Source organism: Jeotgalibacillus campisalis (assembly GCF_000829515.1).
GTDB classification, from domain to species: Bacteria; Bacillota; Bacilli; order Bacillales; family Jeotgalibacillaceae; genus Jeotgalibacillus; species Jeotgalibacillus campisalis.
In genome coordinates this window covers 216,859-235,855 of sequence record NZ_JXRR01000008.1, presented here as the reverse complement: position 1 = coordinate 235,855, position 18,997 = coordinate 216,859, and the positions used below count along the sequence as shown (strand labels likewise).

Sequence of the window (18,997 nt, the reverse complement as noted above, 5' to 3'; positions counted from 1 at the left end):
GATTAACCACCTTTTCTTATTGAGACTAACTCAATATATTCGTCTCTGACTAATTCGGCTATAGAATACATTTCTCCGTTCTCATGATACTTTATGAATTGAGTTCCCCCCCCAGGTTTATCAAACCAAGGAGCTGCTTTTCCACCCGTTACCTCAAACTCTTCTATTACTTTGTATACATAATAGTCAGCTTCATCACTATGTAATGCTAAAGCTCTATTGTCATAAGGTACTCCTTCAGGTGAGAAAAAGTTACCGCCTGGTCCGCCATATCGATCTATTAAAGTACCTGTTTCAATCTTCATAATTGCTGGTTCTCCTTCAAAACCATCATTTGGCGGCCAGTTAATATCTCCTGTTTCCTGATTATAATATTTCGGATTATCAAATGTTTCCTTATACTTTAGATACTTCTCTTCATTAGGAGCATAGTTCCAGCTTTCTAGCTTTTTTTGATCTGCTTCACTAATTCTTTTAATATCTCCGGCTGCATCATTGGCACGAGATGTTGATGGATTACCATCAACGTTAGTCAGATGTTGTCTTTGTCCATTCACCATCAAGACCTGCTCCGCTTTTTCACTATTCTGTGGAGCGACTCGGTTAGCCAGCGTCGATAAATGGGCAGTTGCATTACTCAGTTGCGAAGTGACGTGCTTAGAGCCGGATGAGATCGTGTTTCCAGCAGATTTCATATCCTGTAGGACGTTTGTAGTCCCTCTCATAGCAAATGCCGTTCCGCCCAGTAAAAGCGTGCTTTGAAGTAAACTCGCATTCCGCTGTTCATCTGTCAGTTCGTTGCCCATCAGGTCGCGTCCTGTCATATATTCAGTCATTCCATTCGCACTGACGAGACCATAGATACCAAATTCGGTTTTTTCGAGTGCGCTTAATGATTTAGTCGATTTGTAGGCATCCAAAGAATGAGTGGCTGCATTGACTCCTTTAGAGGTATTGTATATAGCTTTTCCGCCTTTAACCAGCCTGCCTCCCCAGCCGACGACGGGGATAAATCCTGCGGCGGCTAGTGCTGCTGCGGTTGCGCGCTGCGTTTCTGTCAGTTCTTCACCTGTTACAGGGTCAATTCCAGTTGCTGCCCGTTTGCTGTCATAATACCCGCTGATTTCCCCTACAAATACGGTGCCTGTGTCCCACGCTTTTTCATACCATGGACGGGCGTCTAGTTCTGCCTGTTTTGCCTGCGCTTCCCGCACTTGCTGCTGTTCTTCTTTATAGGTAATGTAGTCCACACTCCGCTGCTGAACTTCATCCTTTACCTGATATAACTCGCCTGCTTCAATGGAAGCTGCATTAAATGACATGGGAACAATGGATGCTCCTTGCATCGTAGCATTCACAAGTTCATTAAAGCGACCAGAAAGATAGATTTGTCCTTCTTCAGAAAGCTCATATTCACTTGTGAGCGACTGATCGTATTCCTCTACTGCCTCCACGGTATCCAAGCGTGAGTGTTTGGCGTCTTCAAGGGCCATTTCCACCTCAGTTGGAGAGTAGGGCTCAAGCGAAATCAGGTCGCTGATGCTCGATAGAATAGCGGATAAATCCTCATGCTGCAGACTGACCATTTGGGTGGATCTGATATGAGCAGTCTGGAGATCACTGTCTGCAAAAGGAACATCAATAAAGGTATTGCCGCCTAAAGTTCGGTCCTCTGCCATTGCTCCCACATCACCCATAAACGCAATCTGTTGCTCTGCTAATTGAATCCATAATGTCACAATCTCACTTTGGTGACGGTAAAGATTCTTAATATTCGTTGCGCTTTCTCCTTCGAACGCATCACCAAGCTCCGTCACCGCCAACATCTTTTCCCTCAGTACCACCAGCTTTTCCTTGAAACTCTCATACTGGCTCACACGTTCCTCCATCGTCGTCTGCAGAGCCTCAGCATCATATCGGACAGTTTGAGACATTGTTTCACTTCCTTTACCACCTGGACTATTTTCTTCCATTTTATAATTGGAAGGTTTAGGCAGGCAATCAGGAACCTATCAAACTAGAAAAATAAGTCATTATACCCAGACTTTATCATACCAAAATCAAGAGAATACCAGTTTATGGAAAAAATATTTTAGTCTTCGCTCGTGCGGTCTAATCTCGGTAATGTTTCATCTTTTATTCTTTTGCATCTCCTTTGTTAAGCACTCCAACTCTAGCATTCTAGTATTCAGGTATATTTACTTTTTTCCAGCTATATGGTACCTTTACCTTTTCGCAAACGCTTTCAAAAAAAGGAGGAGTATCATGTGGAGACCAGACAAAAAATAGGACTGTTTTTAGGGCCTTTGCTGTTTGCTATTTTTTATTTTATCCCCTCTATCACGGGATTAGGGGATGAGCCAAGGGCTGTGCTTGCGGTGACGCTCTGGGTGGCTGCCTGGTGGATTACAGAAGCAATGCCGATTCCCGCAACGTCTCTCATGCCGATTTTTTTGCTTCCGATTGCTGGCGGCGCTGATCAGAGTACGGCAGCGATGGCCTATGCCGATCCGATTGTCTTTATGTATATGGGCGGTTTTACGATTGCGCTCGCGATTCAGAAATGGAATTTACATAGAAGAATAGCCATGTTTATTTTATCTTATGTCGGTACCGGCAGTCAGCGGATTATCCTCGGCATTATTATCGCCACCGCGGGACTGTCGATGTGGATCTCGAATGCAGCGACAGCACTTATGATGCTCCCGATTGCTTTAGCATTAATAGAAGAAATTAAAGAAAAAAACTTTTTTGATGAGGCCTCGCTTAACCGTTTTGCGAAGAGTCTGCTGCTGACGGTCGCCTATGCCGCTTCCATCGGTGGTCTTGCGACGATTATAGGATCTGTGCCAAACGCTGTTTTTGTTGCGGTTGCTTCTAACAGCTTAGACCGCACCGTAAGCTTCTTTGACTGGTTTTTATTCGGCTTTCCACTGACGCTTATTTTACTTACGGGAATGTACTTTTACATGACGAAAATTCAATTTAAAGTAGAAAACCAAAAGGAGATCTCCTCCGACTTTGCGAAAGATCAGTTAAAAGAGCTTGGACCGATGTCTTACGAGGAAAAAGCCGTATTAACCGTTTTCTCTGTCGTTGGTTTCCTTTGGATGTCCAGCGGATTTTTACCGGAAGCGTATACGCTTTCTGATACCTCAATTTCCATGATCGGCGCTGTCTCCATGTTTCTTTTCCCGGCTAGACAGGAAAAAGGGGGACTCATGATATGGAAGGATATGAAGGAGCTTCCGTGGGGCATTCTGCTGCTGTTTGGAGGCGGACTATCGCTTGCTGCAGCATTTGAATCTTCAAACCTGACTGAATGGTTCGGCGGATTATTAGAAGGGCTTGGTGTTCTGCCTTTCATCGTCATCTTGATTGCTCTTGCTGCTATTGTTCTATTCATGACTGAAATCATGTCCAATACGGCAGTATCGAATATGCTCCTCCCGATAAGCATTGGGCTCGCACTTGCCATAGGTGTTGATCCTTATCCCATAATGGCAATCGTGGCATTAACCGCTTCATGCGCCTTTATGCTGCCGATCTCAACGCCGCCAAATGCCGCTGTTTTCAGCTCGGACTATCTAACGATTAACGATATGGTGAAAGCCGGATTCTGGATGAATATCCTTGCCATTTTCGTGATTGTTCTATTCGTCTATTTCTGGCAGCCAGTTGTATTAAATTAAGAATCTATCAAATCTATGTTGAGTATCATTATTATCATAGCTGTAAAACCACCATAACCATTCACTATTGTAATTGTTTAACCAAATGACAAAAAAATATTTTAAAAGGCAAGTCCACTTCAACCAATTGAATGTGGACTTGCTTAGTTTTAATTAATCTTCAATAAAAATGTCCCAAGATTGTTTTTTTCTGCAATACTATTCACTATTTCCTCTATGTCTTTTTTCAATTGGTGATTATCTGTGTTAGCAGCACTTGATTTTTTTTTTACTTCTAAGGTTTTATTATTTTTAGAATGCAGTAACAAAATTAACCCCCTATGTTCATAACCCCTCTCCTTTAACTCATCTTCTGTTTTTTCTAGAAATTTTTTATTTTCAATTTCAACCGAGAGATTGTTTACCTCATCAATCGTTGTTTGATGTTTTTCATTCGAAACAGTTGCTTCCGCATATCCTTCAAAGTAAAAAAAAATTCCACAAAGAATCGCTACAAAAATTATTACTAAGCCAAAAGTTATAGTTATCATCCTACTCTTAATATTCACTCACACCCTTTGACAGTTTATTGCTAAAATTATGTTCAAATACTCTCGAATATTCTCCGCATTAACAAAAGAGAATTAAAAATTTCTAGAGTGGGGAAGAAATATCAATTGTCAAAAAAAAAACGACCGGACTCTAGTCCGATCGTTCATTATTATTTTTCAATTAAGCTTCCTGAATAGCTTTCTACCTTTAATCTTGCCGCAAGATAGGCTGGTGCATTTTGCACGAATGCCTGGAAGTGGCCGCTTTCGTTATGAGACTGAACGGCTTCTTCGTTCTCCCATAATTCGATCATCGTGTACGTGAAGTCCTGTTCTAAGTTTTTCACCAATTCGTATTGAATGTTGCCAGTTTCTTTACGCGACGCTTCGATCAGGGACGCGATTTCCTGCAGAAATTCACTTTCTTTTTCGGGCATGATTTGAAATTGAGCATGTGTAATAATCATCGTTTACGCCCACTCTGTGATCTGGTCTACATCTAGTCGTACAGATGAATAGCCAGGGTTCGCAGCCTTTCCGATTGATATAAGCATGACTGGATAGTAGCGCTCTTTGTCCATGCCAAACGTATCGGCAATTTTATCTTTTTCATAGCCGCCGATTGGGTTGGTATCATAGCCATGTGCACGTGCAACCAGCATTAGCTGCATGGAGACAAGTCCGCTGTCAATCAAATTCATTTCTTTCAGCTGATCGTAGCTCATCATTTTAAAGTAGTCGCTGATGGCAGTGGTTTGCTGCTCTTTTACATCCTCAGGCATCATTCCTTTTTCTACTGCTTTTGAATAGATTTCATCTAGATACGCATCGCTTTTCATATCTGCAAAAACCGCGATCACAGCAGAGGATGTTTCGACCTGAGACTGATTAAATTTTGCGATTGGGGCAAGCTTTTCTTTGCCTTCAGGTGAATCAATAACAAGATAACGCCAAGGCTGAAGATTCACTGATGACGGCGCCAAAGAAGCCTCTGTCAGGATTTCTTTCATTTCTTCCTTACTGATTTTAACCGTTGGATCGTAGCTTCGGACCGAACGGCGTCCTGTAATAATTTCATTAAAATCGTTTACTCTTGTTGTATTCATTTAATTCATCTCCCGTTTCTGTATAAATTCTATGTTGTGCTGAAGCTTCTCAAGGAGTTTATCCAGCTGATGAGATTCCTCTTCTGAAACCCCATCAAATAATTGATTGATAAAATGTGTTTTTTCCGCACAATAATGCTCAATGCGCGAACGTCCTTCATCTGTTAATCGAACAAAGGTGACCCGATTGTCCGCAGCACTTTTGTGACGGGAAACGGTCCCCTGCTCCTCCATCTGCTTTAAGTGACGCGTTACTGCCGCATGGTCAACTTTCACGCGCTGCTGCAGATCCTTCTGGCTAATTTCATCCACTTCCACTAACCGCTGCAAAATCGCAAGCCTCGTCTGACTGATACCCATACAGGTCTCAAACTTTGGCGCCACCCGTTTACTCATATCATGAAGCCGAAGCAGCACACTTTCTTTCCCAGTAAGTTCTTCCGCCAATCGCATCCACCTCCAATAAATTAATTGACCTATCAATTATTGATGTATCAAATATTATACCCCATTCAGGGATAAGTCAATTTGTTTGCCTGCATCCTTTGAACAACACTTATAGTAAATCCTTATATTCCTTGACCAGCTCCACTTCTTTTCTGGCTGTCGTTTTTCTAAAGGATAATTGATCATGTTGAATAAAGCCGAGTTTCTCAGCCTTACTTTTATTCATCGTAAACAATTCAATTTCTTCGGTATCGTCATTAATCACATTTAACACGTCAAATTTCTCCCCTTTATAATAGGCAAGATCGTTTACCTGAAAAACCTTCTCGAGATCTTTTCTCTTAACCTCTTTTACAAACAGATCTTCGTGTATCTTTCCTAATACATCCACATATTTAGTAAATCCAGGCTCTTCATTGGTGCTCTTTAAAATTAGCCTTTGACCTATTTTGGTTAATGGATATTGTTTTCCTTTGTACATCCCGTAAGTTTCCATGCCATCTCTCTTTTCTTCGTTCTAATGAAAAATTTAAGCTCTCTTAATAATTCTCAATAATAAGTCAGTACTAAAAAATACAGCTAATCCTGCGAGCAAGATATGTAAAGAATTTGAAACAAAGGGGCCGCCAAAGAATGATTCACCAGTATAGTTCAGAAGCAATACAAAACCCCAAAAAACAAACGTTACAAAGCAGGCCGTATCTGCATATTTTTTCGCATGCGGATGATGATCTTGTTTGAAAAACACGTAACAACTCTCCTCTTTATACGCTTTTGTCAGGTAATTTATTTCAGTTCAGCACGTAAAGCCTGCTTATGCAGTAAGCCTGTCATATAGCGTCTCCGCCTGATTCATTTCGTCAATTAAGGGGTTGTGGTATTCCCTTAACTCATCGACTACAGGTCTTAGCCATTAACTAATGTTAATTTCGTTTACTGAACCGTCTGATTTGAGGATATGTACTGCATCTGAATTACTCTTCCACACGGAACGGAATGTCCCCCCATATTGGACTTCTTTCCAGTATTTCTTTTTTAATTCAACTAAGACCTTTTCACAATGAGCTTGTAATTTTTTCTTTCGTGCATCCATGTCCTCAAGCCCTTCTCGTTTATTTACGGTTTACTATTCACTGAACGGCAGACGCGGACGTTCATCTTTATAGATGGAGTGGGTTGTACCGTATTCTTCCATTGTGGAGCATTTTTCATCACTGCAGCTGAATAGGTAGGTTTGCTGCTCTGTGCGTACTCTTACATTAAAATAGTAAGGAAATACTCCGCCCTTTGCCTTATTTATATCCGTACTAATTGCGATAACGTCCTCGCTCTCTGCCAGGCGCTTGTAATCTTCACTCTCCACCGTTTTTTGAACCATCTCACTTAAAACAATTTTTTCTTCATCTGTAGGTTCAACCCATTAATCAAATAATACCCATCTTCCAAGAATGAAAAGGTTGATTCCAACACTTATGATGAGCAGCATTAACACAATCTTACTCTTCAACTTCCCCGCCCCTTTTTGTTCTTTCTTTAAGCACCTTCAATCGCCATCTTTTTTAAGAAGTCTGCGTTCATTTGATTCAATACTTTACACCTCGGCTCGTCTGACTCATCAGATGGACGAATGGCATAGACGCCTCCCTCTTCTGTAAACCAAACATAAAAGGTGAATACTCTAACCTTGCGTGACGGGTCATTCCAGTTGAGGGCATAATCGGGCTGGGCATCACCAATCTCTGGCTGCGCCTCCACAGGTTCACCCTGCATAAAAATTGATGTCAGATTCGTTACTTCGTTTAAATGGTCGGCATTGGTAAACGTTGCGGCAGTGGCCCTTTCTGATATCTCAGCATTCACCTTCGCAAACGACCATTCTGCCGTCACCTCATCCTTTACTAAATAAACACCCGGTGACAACCCTAAACTAAAAACGACTATACCTGCAAAAACGATCATAACCATTTTTTTCGTCATCCAATCCTCCCCTATGATCTATTCTTATTGGTTATCATACATGTTTTACATTTATTACTAAAGAAAGGTTTACATAAACGCACCTGAATTTCAGTTGGGATTCATGCCGAAATAAATATTCGATCCCTTAAGTCTCAATAACTTCACGCGGCTCCTTACCAACTGGCAATATGATCCGGACGGTTGTTCCTTTTCCTGGCTCGCTTTTGACGTTAATGGTTCCGTTATGGAGATTGACAAGCTGTTTGGTAATCGCCATACCCAACCCGCTGCCGTTTCCTGAGTTACTTGTGTTCGTCCCGCGGTAGTATCGCTCAAAAAGCTGATCAAGCGTGCGGTGGTCCATCCCAACCCCATCGTCTTCAAATACAATCACAGCCAGATGCTTATCTATAAGTGAAACACTGATCGTAATCGTAGTGCCCTTGGGGTTGTATGAAATGGCATTTGAGATGATGTTATCCATGATTCTTCTAAACCACTTGGGATCTATAAAGACATTCGCCTTATCATTCTGAGGTTCAAAAGTAAAGTGTATGTCATAATGCTTAGGATCATTTATGTAATGAATAACAGTTCTGCGTACAAACTCATTTAAATCAATTTTTTCCTTCGCAATGCTCAATGCCTGATTTTTAATACGGTAAGATAAGGTTAAGTCCTCCAAAAGGTTCATCATATACGCTGATTTTTCGGTTATGGTTCCAGCGAATTCTCTCACCTCATTTTCGTTCCAGCTATACTGATCTGACTGAAGCATCTGCGCGTACCCAGTGATCGAAGACAGAGGAGTCTTTAAATCATGCGAAAGACCGCTGATCCATTCCTCACGAGTCTGGGTCATTCTTTTTCGCTGATGTTCATTTTCTTTTAAAGTACTCGTCAGGTAAGACAGCGTTAGAATGAGTTCCTTGTATAAGCGGTACTTTCTTTTCAATGTCCCCTTTTTATTTACAAGCAAGGAGCGCTGATGTCTGTCCTTTGGCTGTGTAAAATTACCGCTGCCAAGATTCTGTATCCATTTCATGATCATGATCAGTGGAAGAGCAAACTTGCTAGCATACCAAAAAGCTCCAATAAAGACAATCACCAACAATGAAAATCCAAAAACTAAAAAACCGATCCCCATCCGCTTAATGAACATTTCTTCGCTTTCACCCTTTGGTGGTGACGGTAAGCCGACCATGAGAGTTTGACCAGCTTCTTCGTTGTAAGAAATGGCTGTGTATGGATCATTTTTTGCCATGGATAAAAGTTGTTCTAGGGAATAAGAAGCGCTCCTTTGCATTTCCCCAGCCGTGTCGATTTCATTTCCCTCAGCTCCAATAACCTGCACCCAACCTCCAGATAATTTCAGCTGTTCCTCGTTTTCTTTTGATAAACTAAGTTCACCCTGGTCCCATTCATCCTCAATAGTTGAAAGCAGATTTGAAGCTGTTTGGCGTTTGCCATATAGCACTATATATGTATCGTCACCTTCGTTTATTTCCCAGAATGTATTTGTCCCATTGTGTGCCACCATGGATGCAAGCTCGCTTTTTGAGTATGACCTCTTTAATTCTGGAACTTGATGGGAGCCCCTCACTTCCCCATCCATGTTGACGGCCATCAGCCATCCATTCTGATTATCTGCAAGCTGCTTAATTTCATCATCAAAAATCACTGTACTTTCTTCCCGTTTTACATTGTCTTCAACGAATAGAGCATCTGCCTCGTTTAAATGCAAGGCTACTTCATCTTTCATCACACCAAACCCAATTAACATAAAAAGGAAAACGCTAAAAACACCTAATACGGCACTCACCAAAATAAGCTGTAAAAAAAACTGTAAAATAAAATGCTTATGAAGGCCCATGATATTCTGCTTTCGGCACAAATTTATAGCCAAGTCCCCTGACCGTTACAATCGTTGTCGGGTGTCCAGGGTCATCTTCAATTTTCTCTCTCAGTTTTCGAACATGGACCATTACCGTATTGTCCTCTCCTAAAAATTCTTCTCCCCATACCCGTTCGTATAACTGTCCTTTACTGAAAAGCTGATTGGGATTCTGGCAAAAAAAGACTAACAGCTGATATACCTGAGCAGGCAGAGATAACAGACGCCCGTTTTTTCGAACCTCGCCTGAAGAGGTGTCCAGATGAAGGGGCCCAAAATGAAATTTCTTCTTTTGTGGTTGTGCGGTCGTATTGCTTGTATGACGGCGAAGGTGCGCCTTCACTCTTGCCACCACTTCTAAGGGATTAAACGGCTTTGTTATATAATCATCTGCTCCAAGTGCAAAGCCTGAAAGCTTATCCAGATCAGTGGAGCGTGCGGTTAAAAAGAAAATAGGCGCATTCGTTGTTTCTCTTATTAATGGACAAATTTCAAAGCCGCTGCGGCCGGGAAGCATAACATCCAAAAAAATTAGATCATACGTTTTTACTTTGCAGGATGCAAGCGCTTCTTCGGCTGTGGAAGCTGTATCAATTTGCGTAAATCCTTCCTTTCTTAAAATGGTACTCAGCATATGTAAAATCGCTTGTTCATCGTCTACTAACAGTAAATGAGAGTGCTGCATGATAACGCCCCTATCTAAGGATTCTATTATTCTATTTTATCATCCATCTTTCTCAATTTAAGGAATTAAGGAAAAATTAAGGAAGCGTTTTGGTTCCTTTAAGAATTGAATGCTATTCTTAGGAAAAGAGAGAAGAAGATGCTGCTTATTACAATGTCGCTCTCCTTCTTTACTACATTCATTGAAGGGAAGAAATCACGTATGTATGTAATTGCTAAAAGGGAGTTTTTCAGTTTGTTTAAGTCAATCAAATCCATCATCGTCATTGCTATTTTGTTTTTCACTTCTTTTTACTCTGCTAAATATTCCGAATTTCTGATGAGTGGAATAGAGCTATCCAGTTATGAGCAGGCAAATATTCATTCTTCCGGTTTGCAAATATTGATTTTGTTATTCGGCATGCTGTTTGTAACAGGACTCTCCCACGATACCATTAACCGGGAAACTCATGAGAGGACGATCCGTTTTCTGGTCACCAGAACTTCCAAATCTTCTATTGTAGCAGGAAAGTTTTTTGGGATTTGGTTGTTTTGGACTGTCTGTCTGGTTGTATCATTTTTGTTGGTCAGTATATTTTCACAGGGAATCAGTCATCTTATTTTCGGACAAACGCTTAGCCTGCTTACGTATCAGATAGCCTTAGCCGTTCTTGTTTCAACGATCATCAGCCGGCCTTCCTTTACCATGTTTTTAGGGGTCATAGTCGGAATTGCATTCCCGATTATCGGCATTTGGCTGGTTTTTGGTTCTGATAGCTGGTTTAGTTCGATCAAATTTGTCATGCCTTATTATTACCTATTAAATGATGACTTTACTTATCTGTTAATTCTATTGTTAGCCGCTGCCTTAATTGGCATTGCGACTCAGCTTTTTAAAAGGAGAGAATGCTAAATGATTGCAATTGAAACGAATGATCTTAAAAAGGCATATGGGAAGATGGCTGTTTTGAAAGGAATTAGCCTGCAAATTAAGAAAGGAGAGATTTTCGGGTTTTTAGGGCGAAACGGAGCAGGAAAGTCGACGTTTATAAATATATTGACGGGAATTGCCAATCAAAGCTCCGGCTCCTTTTCGATTCTTGGAGCAGAGGCACATCGGAGCGAGACAAAAAAGAAAATTGGCGTTATGCCTGATTACTCTACTTTTTATGAACATATGTCAGCTGTTGACCATCTTCGTTTTTTCTCGGACCTTTCAGGAAATCCTGCATCCAAAGAACGATGTATAGAGGTTTTAAAGTCAGTGGGCCTCAATGACCATGTACGTAAAAAAACAAAGAAATATTCTTTTGGCATGAAAAAGAAACTTGGGATTGCACAAGCCATAATCCATGATCCCGAACTGCTTTTTTTAGATGAGCCAACATCCGGACTTGACGCAGAATCTGTTATTCACATTCAAAAATTAATCTCTTCTCTTCAGGAACAAGGCAAAACAATCTTTATGACCTCTCACAACCTGGATGAAGTAGAGAAGATTTGTACACGGGTTGCCATCATGAGAGAAGGGTTGATTATCAAATGCGGTACTATGGATGAATTAAAATCCTTTTATCGGTCTACTATGATCGTGAAAATGAAACACTCTCCCATTCCGCCTTCAGAAAGGGAAACGTTGAAAAAATGGCTAAAAGGTGCGGGCACAGATCTGATAATGAAAGATCAAAGCCTTTCTATAACCGTTAGCAGCGAAAAAAAGATCGCGGAAATTATACGTGCATTAAATCAGAGCAAAGTAGACGTATACGGTGTCCATGTAGAAGAGCCGTCTCTTCAGGATATTTTTATGGAGGCTTAAAAGCCTGTATCATATGGTTTTTTGATAAAGTGATTTAATCTTTTGAATAGAGATGACAAATTATGTACAGCAAATTCTATGGGTTTTGGGATTTAAAGTAAATGTCAAAACACCTATTATTTGATTTCATTTTCCTTGGCAATCGTTATGCACCAGAAATAAAAAAGAGATTGAGACATAACTGAATAAAGGTTAAAAATGAGTACATATCATTAGTACGAGGTGATCGGAGCGGAAGGTGGCGACTCCAGCAGGATATGACGGCAAGCTGAGACCTCGCAAGGCAAAGCCTGAAGAGGGCTCAGCGCCGTCCCTGCGGAAAGCGTCCATCTGAAGCGAAGTGAACCGGTCAAAGAGCTTTAGACACATTTGTCTCAAGCTCTTCCATCATAGACTAGTGAATTTCTCCGTATAGCATCCATATTACGATCTAGAAATCTTATAAACTCTCGCTTCATACGGTGCTAATGTTAATTCTGATAAAAACTGGTCCTCAACGGTTTCCATATTCTGAACAAGTAATTCAACTGTGTCTTGTTTTGATGTCATTTCATAGGAAAATTCAGCTTTTTCACCTGAAAAATTACAAAGTATAAGCAGCTCATCCTGATCCAGTGTTCTTGTGTAAGCATAGATCTGAGCGTGATCCTTTTGTATCAATTCATATTTTCCATAAACAATGACATCATGCTGTTTTCGCATCTGAATAAGGTGTTGATAAAAATAGTAAATGGAATCCTGATCATTCAGTGCATTTACTGCATTGATTTCATCGTAGTTTGGATTCACTTTCAGCCAAGGAGTACCTGTGGTGAAGCCTGCATGGTCGCTGTTATCCCATTGCATAGGCGTACGGGCGTTATCGCGTCCTTTTACATAGATCGCTTCCATCACTTTGTCATAGTCCTGGCCGCCCTCTGTTACAGCTTCCCGGAACATATTGTGAATCTCAATATCGTCGTATTCTTCAATAGATTCAAAGCGTACGTTGGTCATACCGATTTCTTCCCCTTGATAAATATAAGGGGTGCCTTGAAGCATATGAAGAAATGTTGCAAGCATCTTCGCAGATCGCACACGGTACTCACCGTCATTTCCGAATCTTGATACCATACGGGGCTGATCATGATTGTTTAAGTACAGACTGTTCCACCCTTTGCCAGCTAAATCGTACTGCCATTTTGACATAACCTCTTTCAAATCACCGAGTGTCCAAGGTTTCACATCCCATTTTCCTCCCGGCCCTGAATCAAGATCCATATGTTCAAATGTGAAGATCATATTTAATTCTGTACCTTCTGCATTGGCGTATCTGGCAGCATCTTTTGTTGTGGCCCCAGGACTTTCCCCAACCGTGATAATATCGTATTTAGATAGTACTTGCTGATTCATTTCCTGCAGGTATTCATGAACGAGTGGTCCATTCATAAAGTACTCACCACCCCAGTCGAGATCTTTCCCGCTCGATGTACTTGGCAAGCCGTCCACTTTTGAAATAAGATTAATAACATCCATTCGGAATCCGTCTACCCCTTTATCAAGCCACCAGGTCATCATGTCATAGATTTCTTTACGAAGCGCCGGGTTTTCCCAATTTAAATCAGGCTGCTTTTTGCTGAAAAGATGCAGGTAATATTCATCTGTTGTTTCATCGTAGTCCCATGTGGATCCGCTGAAGAAAGAAGACCAATTGTTTGGCGGTTTTCCATTGTCACCCTTTTTCCATATGTAATAATCTCGATACGGATTATCTGCTGATTTTTTTGATTCAATGAACCATTGATGTTCATCTGAAGAGTGATTAACAACAAGGTCCATCATGAGCTTCATCCCGCGTGCGTGAATTTCTTCTACTAGAGTATCCATGTCTTCCATCGTGCCAAATTCGTTCATAACTGCCTTGTAGTCTGAGATATCGTAGCCGTTGTCGTCATTTGGAGATTGATAGATTGGGGAAAGCCAGATCACGTCAATTCCCAAGTTTTTCAGGTAATCGAGTTTCTCGATGATTCCTTTAATGTCTCCAATGCCATCCCCATTGCTGTCGTTAAAACTTCTAGGGTAGATTTGATAGACAACGCTTTCTTTCCACCATTTTTTATCCATTTTGATCATCCTTCCCATCCTCAAGTAATTGATCGATCTGTTCTGCTGCATTTTTCAAAGCCTCTTCTACACCGACACTGCCGGAGAAAATACTGAGACTCATATCCGTGTAAATTTCTTCAATTTCCCTCCATTGAGCAACTGGTGGACGTAAAACAGCTTCTTCCAAGCTTGCCAGATATGGCTCAAAATATGGGTATTGATCATAGTAACCTGTCATTTCAATTGTTTTATTACTTGGGATCAAACCTGTTTGAGCCAGCAGCATTTGCGGTTCTTTTTCAGACATCCACTTTAAAAATATCCATGCTGCTTCCTTGTGCTTTGTGGCTTTTGATATCACCAGGTTTTCTCCGCCGAGCACACCTCTTTCCCCGTTCGATCCGGGAAAAGGAGCAGATAGCGTATTCTCTAATGCGTGAGTAAGTCTTTCATTTGATCTTGTGCTGTAAAACCAGGGCCCTTCATCGATCATAAAGTAAGAGCCATCGGTAATGCCTTCCCACGTCTGAGCATCCCGAACAAGGAGCCCTTCCGGCAAATAACCTTCTTGATAGAGTGATAAAAGCGTTTTAAATGCTTCGATGCTCTCCTCACTATCTAAATAACCGCTTGCCTGTGTATAGGAAGAATCGGTTAATTCACCCCCCAGACCCTTAAAATAGTGCAGTGTATCCCAGGGACGAAGATCAGATATGCCAATCGTCAAGTCATATTTTTTTATTACTTCAATCAATTCCTCCATTGTATCAGGGGGCTCGTTGCTGCCTGTTTGCTCTAGTAATTGTTTGTTATAAATTGCTACACGGGTATTTGTATTAAGTGGAATTCCGTAGTAGTCACCTTTATAATAATTTGATTCAAGTGGACGCTCGTAAAAGCGGGCTTTAATTTCTTCAAAGTCTTCAAACTGACTGACAGGATGCAAGAGATTTAAACGCGCAAAAGAAGGTACCCAGGAAAGGTCCATCCGAATAATATCAGGGACTTTTTTTGAAGAGGCTCTGGCGATCAGAGATGCTTCAAGCTGCGGATTATGGGATTGTCTTGCCGGTTCGATCTTAATATCAGGGTATTCCTCTTCAAATAATGGAATGATTACATTTTCAAGCAGACTCGTTTCTACTTCACTGTATGTATGCCACATGACGAGTGTTTCTTTTTCATCTTCATGAGAGGAGGATTGATTTTTTTCATTAATGATCGACTGGTCAGCACATCCTGACGCCATCAACATGCAGAACAGGATCATCATTATGCTGAATTTCATCTATTCTCCCCCCTAAACGTTCATAGCATGTTTGATCGGTAGTCGACAGGCGTTCGTCCCGTTGTCTTTTTAAATAATTTGCTGAAATATTTCACATCTTTAAATCCTGATTGCTCAGCAACTTCATATACCTTCATTGTCGTTGTTCCCAGCAATTCCTTCGCTTTTTTTATGCGAAGTTCGATTACATAATCAATAAATGTCTGCTTCATCAACCGCTTAAAGAGCAGGCTGAAATAGTTTCGGCTGATATGAATATGGTCGGCGACAAGCTGAAGAGTCAGTTCATGCTGATAATGCTCGTGAATGTATGTGAGAGCTCGATCAATTAGTTCATTATCTGTATGTGAAGGGAATGATCGATTTGATTTTATTTCTTCACATTCTTCTACCTTCATTTTAAAGCGTTCAGTCAATTCGATTAAAGAGCAGGCACTCACAAGTTCCGCATGCCTTTCCAATAATACGTCATATTCTATATCATGATAAAACCGTTTTATTAGCCAGCCGCATACTGCCTGTTTAATCACGTCAGGATCCGTTTCGTACTCTTTCCACATTTCAACTCTTTTTTCCACATAAGAGAAAAGGTCAGAACGTGCAGATGATTCAATATCCACTTCTTCACAAAGCTGGACCCACTGTCTGGAACGACTTGGCTGGTCGGGATAAGGAAACAATGATTTCTCCGGATAAAAAAACTTCCGTTGGAAAGCCCGTTTACTCCGCTCCACACTCACAGGTACTGCTTCAAAAGATGTTGCGATTTCATATCCAAAAGACAGGGGATGACCGACCGCTTTCTCCAGCTTTTGCTTAAGCCTTTGTATAGGATGATCACCGTCTTTTTTATAATGAAGGAAGAAGATCAAATCAGATTGCCCAAGAGGAAAACAAATACCCTCTTCAACCTTTTCATAGAACGCTTGTTGAATATCGTCTAAAAGCAGACTTTTATAATACGTGCCCTTTTCAGCTTCTATTTTTTCAGCATCCTGCAATTTCATATACATGATAAGAACCCTATCCTCTTCTTTCCAAGATGATGGAAATGGAAGTTCTTTGTTGGTTTGAACAATAGCTGATTTAAAATCATGCTCAAGCTTTCTTCTTTCGGTATCTTTAGCGGTTTGATCGGCTGCTTTCATCTTCTCTTTCATTCGTTGTTCATCACTTAACAGAGCAGCACATTTTTTTATTAAAATAAGGAGCGATTCCGGCTCAAGTGTAGGTTTTAATACATAATCAACAGCTCCAAGTACAAGTCCTTCTTTTACAAAGTCAAAGTCGTTATAACTGCTGATTAAAATGACTTTAAGGGAAGGGTTTTGATTGATGGCATGTTTCATAAGCGTTAAGCCATCCATTAAAGGCATTTTGATATCCGTGATTAAGATATCAACCGGCTGTGTTTTCATCGCTTCTAATGCGGCCTGCCCGTTTGAATAATCCCCTGCAAAGAATAACCCTTCTCCTTTCCAATCAATGGACGCTTTTAATCCAAAACGAATAACAGGTTCATCATCCACAATCATTATGTTATACATGATTACCCTCCCCATTCTTTTGAATTAGCGTGATGGATAATGTTGTTCCTTTTGCGTCGCTGTTTATCATGACAGTGGATTCAGGTGCAAAATAAAGATCGATCGAATCAACTACATGCAAAAGTCCAATGCCAAGCGATTTGCTTTTTGTCTGAACCGCGTGATTAATGGCGTTAAGGCTTTCCTCACTCATGCCCATTCCATCGTCTTGAACTGTGAGTCTAATGCCTTTTTCAATAGATCTGCCTGTGATTAAAACCGTTCCCTCCACTCCCTTGGGAACGATGCCATGAAAGATCGCATTTTCAACAATTGGCTGAAGGAGCATTTGAGGTACATGAAATGCTTTAACCGATTCTTCCAGATCTAGAATTAAATGAAATTCTTGTTCATACCGAATTTTCATAATATCAATAAATTTTTCAACAATATCAATTTCTTCGGCAATCGTTACAAAGGTTCCCTTCTTCCCCATATTTGCCTCAAGCAAGCGATTCAATGAGGTCAAAGCTACATTCGCCCGGTCAAATTGTTTAAAGGTTAGAAGCCACTTGATGGTACTTAGCGTATTGAACAGAAAATGCGGATTAATTCGATGTTTAATTGCACGCAGTTCCGCTTCTTTTTTTTGAACCTGTTCTGTTTTTACCTGAACTACCAACTGATCAATTTGTTCAATCATCCGATTAAATTCCATGCTCATCTCACCAATTTCATCAGAGGTTTGGACACTGGTTCTTGCATTAAGATCGCCTTTTCCCACCCGTTTCATTTGATACGTCAGCGTCTTAACCGGCTCTGTAACTTTTCTTGCTACAAATAAACCGATCATAATCGCGATAATTGAAAAAAAGAGGGAACTTAAGATAACGATATATTGAATGGAAAGCAATTCACCTGTGATCTCCTCAATTGGCACCGTTCCAACCACAGTCCATCCGTTTGCTACCGTTTGTTTCACACCGTAATAAGCCGTGCCTTCTAGTTCGAATTCAAATTCAGTTTCGTATGTATTTAAGGCAGCAAGGCGAAGTTCCTGGTTCCTGATAAGGGAGCCAATTCGATCTGTCTTGGAATCAATCATGACCTTACCCTCAGAATCCACGACAAAGAATCTTCCGGTCTCACCTAATTTGATTTCATTGATTTTATCTATAATGGCGTCTCCATCAAGCAGCACCTGAACATACGCAATCGTGGATAAATCAGTGAAATCCTTCATTACTCTGCTAATCGGAAGGACATACTCCGTGTTTTCTCCTGCCCCTCTGAAAAGGTCAAGTTGCAGATTCGTCCAGACAATCTCCCCATCGAGCTCAGTGGCTTCTTCTGGCCAATATAAATCAGACAGTTCATACTGAGAAAACTTGTATTCTGAAAACGTACCGCTTCCCCAGCTTCTGCCATCCTGCTTTAAAATATAAATCGCTTTCACAAACGAGCTTGAGTATACATTTGAGTTAAGAAAGGAAGAGAGGTATTCATTGTTTTCCTGACGCGTGACAAAGGGAAGATTTTCGTCTACATCTTCCACCACCACTTCCTGAATTCGTTCATTACTATAAACCAAATCCGACATATCGCTGCCCGTAGCAAGAATATACGATAAGGAATCCGCTGCCTGCTGAGAGATCTGCAGGGAAGAGTCTCTTACATTCTCTTTTACAATATTCGAGGAAGAAATATAATAAAACACACTCGTAAAAAAAGTAGGGATAAGACTGCAAACCAGAATAATAGCTACTACTTTTGTTGCAAACCGATGTTTATACATTCCTTTCTTGATCATTCGTCTAATCCCTCACCAAGTCTATGATTTCTTATCTCTCATCATAGCCCTCTGCTCTCTCTCATTCAATACAAGATTCGGACTCATCTGGCTTTTGATCCTTTTTTCAAAACAAAGTTCTTTTAAGAATTCAATAAACTATCCAGTCAGACATCCTTCACTTCTTTCAACTGCG

At 40.8% G+C, this 18,997-nt stretch carries 18 protein-coding genes; 3 read left to right on the top strand and 15 right to left on the bottom strand.

Translation table 11 applies throughout. The features are described 5' to 3' along the window. Window positions 1-2: 2 nt before the first annotated feature. A complete protein-coding gene (locus KR50_RS17915; protein WP_052476769.1) occupies window positions 3-1,934 on the bottom strand; it encodes a T7SS effector LXG polymorphic toxin in 1,932 nt (643 codons plus the stop codon). 333 nt (window positions 1,935-2,267) lie between these two features. Here KR50_RS17915 and KR50_RS04605 point away from each other — a divergent pair, with 333 nt between their 5' ends. Next, window positions 2,268-3,692, top strand: coding sequence for an SLC13 family permease (locus KR50_RS04605; protein ID WP_041055449.1), 1,425 nt, complete (start codon window positions 2,268-2,270; stop codon window positions 3,690-3,692). Window positions 3,693-3,841: 149 nt separating this feature from the next. On the opposite strand, the gene KR50_RS04600 is transcribed toward KR50_RS04605, so the two are convergent. The 10 genes from KR50_RS04600 to KR50_RS04550 all read right to left on the bottom strand — a co-directional run bounded on the left by KR50_RS04600 (window position 3,842) and on the right by KR50_RS04550 (window position 10,313). After that, window positions 3,842-4,240, bottom strand: a complete 399-nt coding sequence (locus KR50_RS04600; protein WP_198134228.1) for a hypothetical protein — start codon at window positions 4,238-4,240, stop codon at window positions 3,842-3,844. A gap of 152 nt (window positions 4,241-4,392) precedes the next feature. Further along, on the bottom strand, window positions 4,393-4,689 hold the full coding sequence (locus tag KR50_RS04595; RefSeq protein WP_041055444.1) for a putative quinol monooxygenase: 297 nt from the start codon (window positions 4,687-4,689) through the stop codon (window positions 4,393-4,395). Window positions 4,690-4,692: 3 nt separating this feature from the next. Continuing rightward, complete coding sequence (locus KR50_RS04590; RefSeq protein WP_041055441.1) at window positions 4,693-5,328, bottom strand: nitroreductase family protein; 636 nt, start codon at window positions 5,326-5,328, stop codon at window positions 4,693-4,695. Further along, window positions 5,329-5,781, bottom strand: coding sequence for a MarR family winged helix-turn-helix transcriptional regulator (locus tag KR50_RS04585; RefSeq protein WP_041055438.1), 453 nt, complete (start codon window positions 5,779-5,781; stop codon window positions 5,329-5,331). A gap of 103 nt (window positions 5,782-5,884) precedes the next feature. After that, entirely contained in the window at window positions 5,885-6,271 is a 387-nt protein-coding gene (locus KR50_RS04580) for a hypothetical protein (protein WP_041055435.1), read from the bottom strand. A gap of 33 nt (window positions 6,272-6,304) precedes the next feature. Beyond that, window positions 6,305-6,523, bottom strand: a complete 219-nt coding sequence (locus KR50_RS04575) for a hypothetical protein (RefSeq protein ID WP_041055434.1) — start codon at window positions 6,521-6,523, stop codon at window positions 6,305-6,307. A 378-nt stretch (window positions 6,524-6,901) separates the two neighbouring features. Beyond that, window positions 6,902-7,138, bottom strand: coding sequence for a hypothetical protein (locus KR50_RS18690; protein WP_232304239.1), 237 nt, complete (start codon window positions 7,136-7,138; stop codon window positions 6,902-6,904). Window positions 7,139-7,308: 170 nt separating this feature from the next. Next, window positions 7,309-7,752 (bottom strand): hypothetical protein, encoded by a 444-nt coding sequence (locus tag KR50_RS04560; RefSeq protein WP_041055429.1) that lies wholly within the window; start codon window positions 7,750-7,752, stop codon window positions 7,309-7,311. A 127-nt stretch (window positions 7,753-7,879) separates the two neighbouring features. Continuing rightward, a complete protein-coding gene (locus tag KR50_RS04555; RefSeq protein WP_041055426.1) occupies window positions 7,880-9,607 on the bottom strand; it encodes a sensor histidine kinase in 1,728 nt (575 codons plus the stop codon). After that, on the bottom strand, window positions 9,594-10,313 hold the full coding sequence (locus tag KR50_RS04550; RefSeq protein WP_041055425.1) for a response regulator transcription factor: 720 nt from the start codon (window positions 10,311-10,313) through the stop codon (window positions 9,594-9,596). Before KR50_RS04550 ends, KR50_RS04555 begins: the two co-directional genes overlap by 14 nt. A gap of 138 nt (window positions 10,314-10,451) precedes the next feature. Here KR50_RS04550 and KR50_RS04545 point away from each other — a divergent pair, with 138 nt between their 5' ends. Then, window positions 10,452-11,204, top strand: coding sequence for an ABC transporter permease (locus KR50_RS04545; RefSeq protein ID WP_232304238.1), 753 nt, complete (start codon window positions 10,452-10,454; stop codon window positions 11,202-11,204). After that, window positions 11,205-12,110: an ABC transporter ATP-binding protein gene (locus KR50_RS04540; RefSeq protein WP_041055422.1), complete on the top strand. Its 906-nt coding sequence runs from the start codon at window positions 11,205-11,207 to the stop codon at window positions 12,108-12,110. It begins immediately after the preceding gene. A 423-nt stretch (window positions 12,111-12,533) separates the two neighbouring features. Here KR50_RS04540 and KR50_RS04535 read toward each other — a convergent pair whose 3' ends face one another. Genes KR50_RS04535 through KR50_RS04520 form a run of 4 tightly spaced genes read right to left on the bottom strand, consistent with a single transcriptional unit; the run spans window position 12,534 to window position 18,822 of the window. Continuing rightward, complete coding sequence (locus tag KR50_RS04535) at window positions 12,534-14,216, bottom strand: glycoside hydrolase family 13 protein (RefSeq protein ID WP_041055753.1); 1,683 nt, start codon at window positions 14,214-14,216, stop codon at window positions 12,534-12,536. Beyond that, complete coding sequence (locus tag KR50_RS04530) at window positions 14,209-15,486, bottom strand: extracellular solute-binding protein (protein WP_041055420.1); 1,278 nt, start codon at window positions 15,484-15,486, stop codon at window positions 14,209-14,211. Before KR50_RS04530 ends, KR50_RS04535 begins: the two co-directional genes overlap by 8 nt. A gap of 20 nt (window positions 15,487-15,506) precedes the next feature. Further along, complete coding sequence (locus tag KR50_RS04525; protein ID WP_041055417.1) at window positions 15,507-17,033, bottom strand: response regulator transcription factor; 1,527 nt, start codon at window positions 17,031-17,033, stop codon at window positions 15,507-15,509. Next, window positions 17,026-18,822: a sensor histidine kinase gene (locus KR50_RS04520; protein ID WP_041055415.1), complete on the bottom strand. Its 1,797-nt coding sequence runs from the start codon at window positions 18,820-18,822 to the stop codon at window positions 17,026-17,028. Before KR50_RS04520 ends, KR50_RS04525 begins: the two co-directional genes overlap by 8 nt. Between the last annotated feature and the right edge of the window lie 175 nt (window positions 18,823-18,997).

What these genes read in the sequence shown, in the direction of transcription:
- KR50_RS17915 (WP_052476769.1), bottom strand. Translation starts at nt 1,934, where the DNA reads ATGTCTCAAACTGTCCGATATGATGCTGAGGCTCTGCAGACGACGATG.
- KR50_RS04595 (WP_041055444.1), bottom strand. Translation starts at nt 4,689, where the DNA reads ATGATTATTACACATGCTCAATTTCAAATCATGCCCGAAAAAGAAAGT.
- KR50_RS04590 (WP_041055441.1), bottom strand. Translation starts at nt 5,328, where the DNA reads ATGAATACAACAAGAGTAAACGATTTTAATGAAATTATTACAGGACGC.
- KR50_RS04585 (WP_041055438.1), bottom strand. Translation starts at nt 5,781, where the DNA reads ATGCGATTGGCGGAAGAACTTACTGGGAAAGAAAGTGTGCTGCTTCGG.
- KR50_RS04580 (WP_041055435.1), bottom strand. Translation starts at nt 6,271, where the DNA reads ATGGAAACTTACGGGATGTACAAAGGAAAACAATATCCATTAACCAAA.
- KR50_RS04560 (WP_041055429.1), bottom strand. Translation starts at nt 7,752, where the DNA reads ATGACGAAAAAAATGGTTATGATCGTTTTTGCAGGTATAGTCGTTTTT.
- KR50_RS04555 (WP_041055426.1), bottom strand. Translation starts at nt 9,607, where the DNA reads ATGGGCCTTCATAAGCATTTTATTTTACAGTTTTTTTTACAGCTTATT.
- KR50_RS04550 (WP_041055425.1), bottom strand. Translation starts at nt 10,313, where the DNA reads ATGCAGCACTCTCATTTACTGTTAGTAGACGATGAACAAGCGATTTTA.
- KR50_RS04545 (WP_232304238.1), top strand. Translation starts at nt 10,452, where the DNA reads ATGCTGCTTATTACAATGTCGCTCTCCTTCTTTACTACATTCATTGAA.
- KR50_RS04540 (WP_041055422.1), top strand. Translation starts at nt 11,205, where the DNA reads ATGATTGCAATTGAAACGAATGATCTTAAAAAGGCATATGGGAAGATG.
- KR50_RS04535 (WP_041055753.1), bottom strand. Translation starts at nt 14,216, where the DNA reads ATGGATAAAAAATGGTGGAAAGAAAGCGTTGTCTATCAAATCTACCCT.
- KR50_RS04530 (WP_041055420.1), bottom strand. Translation starts at nt 15,486, where the DNA reads ATGAAATTCAGCATAATGATGATCCTGTTCTGCATGTTGATGGCGTCA.
- KR50_RS04525 (WP_041055417.1), bottom strand. Translation starts at nt 17,033, where the DNA reads ATGTATAACATAATGATTGTGGATGATGAACCTGTTATTCGTTTTGGA.
- KR50_RS04520 (WP_041055415.1), bottom strand. Translation starts at nt 18,822, where the DNA reads ATGATCAAGAAAGGAATGTATAAACATCGGTTTGCAACAAAAGTAGTA.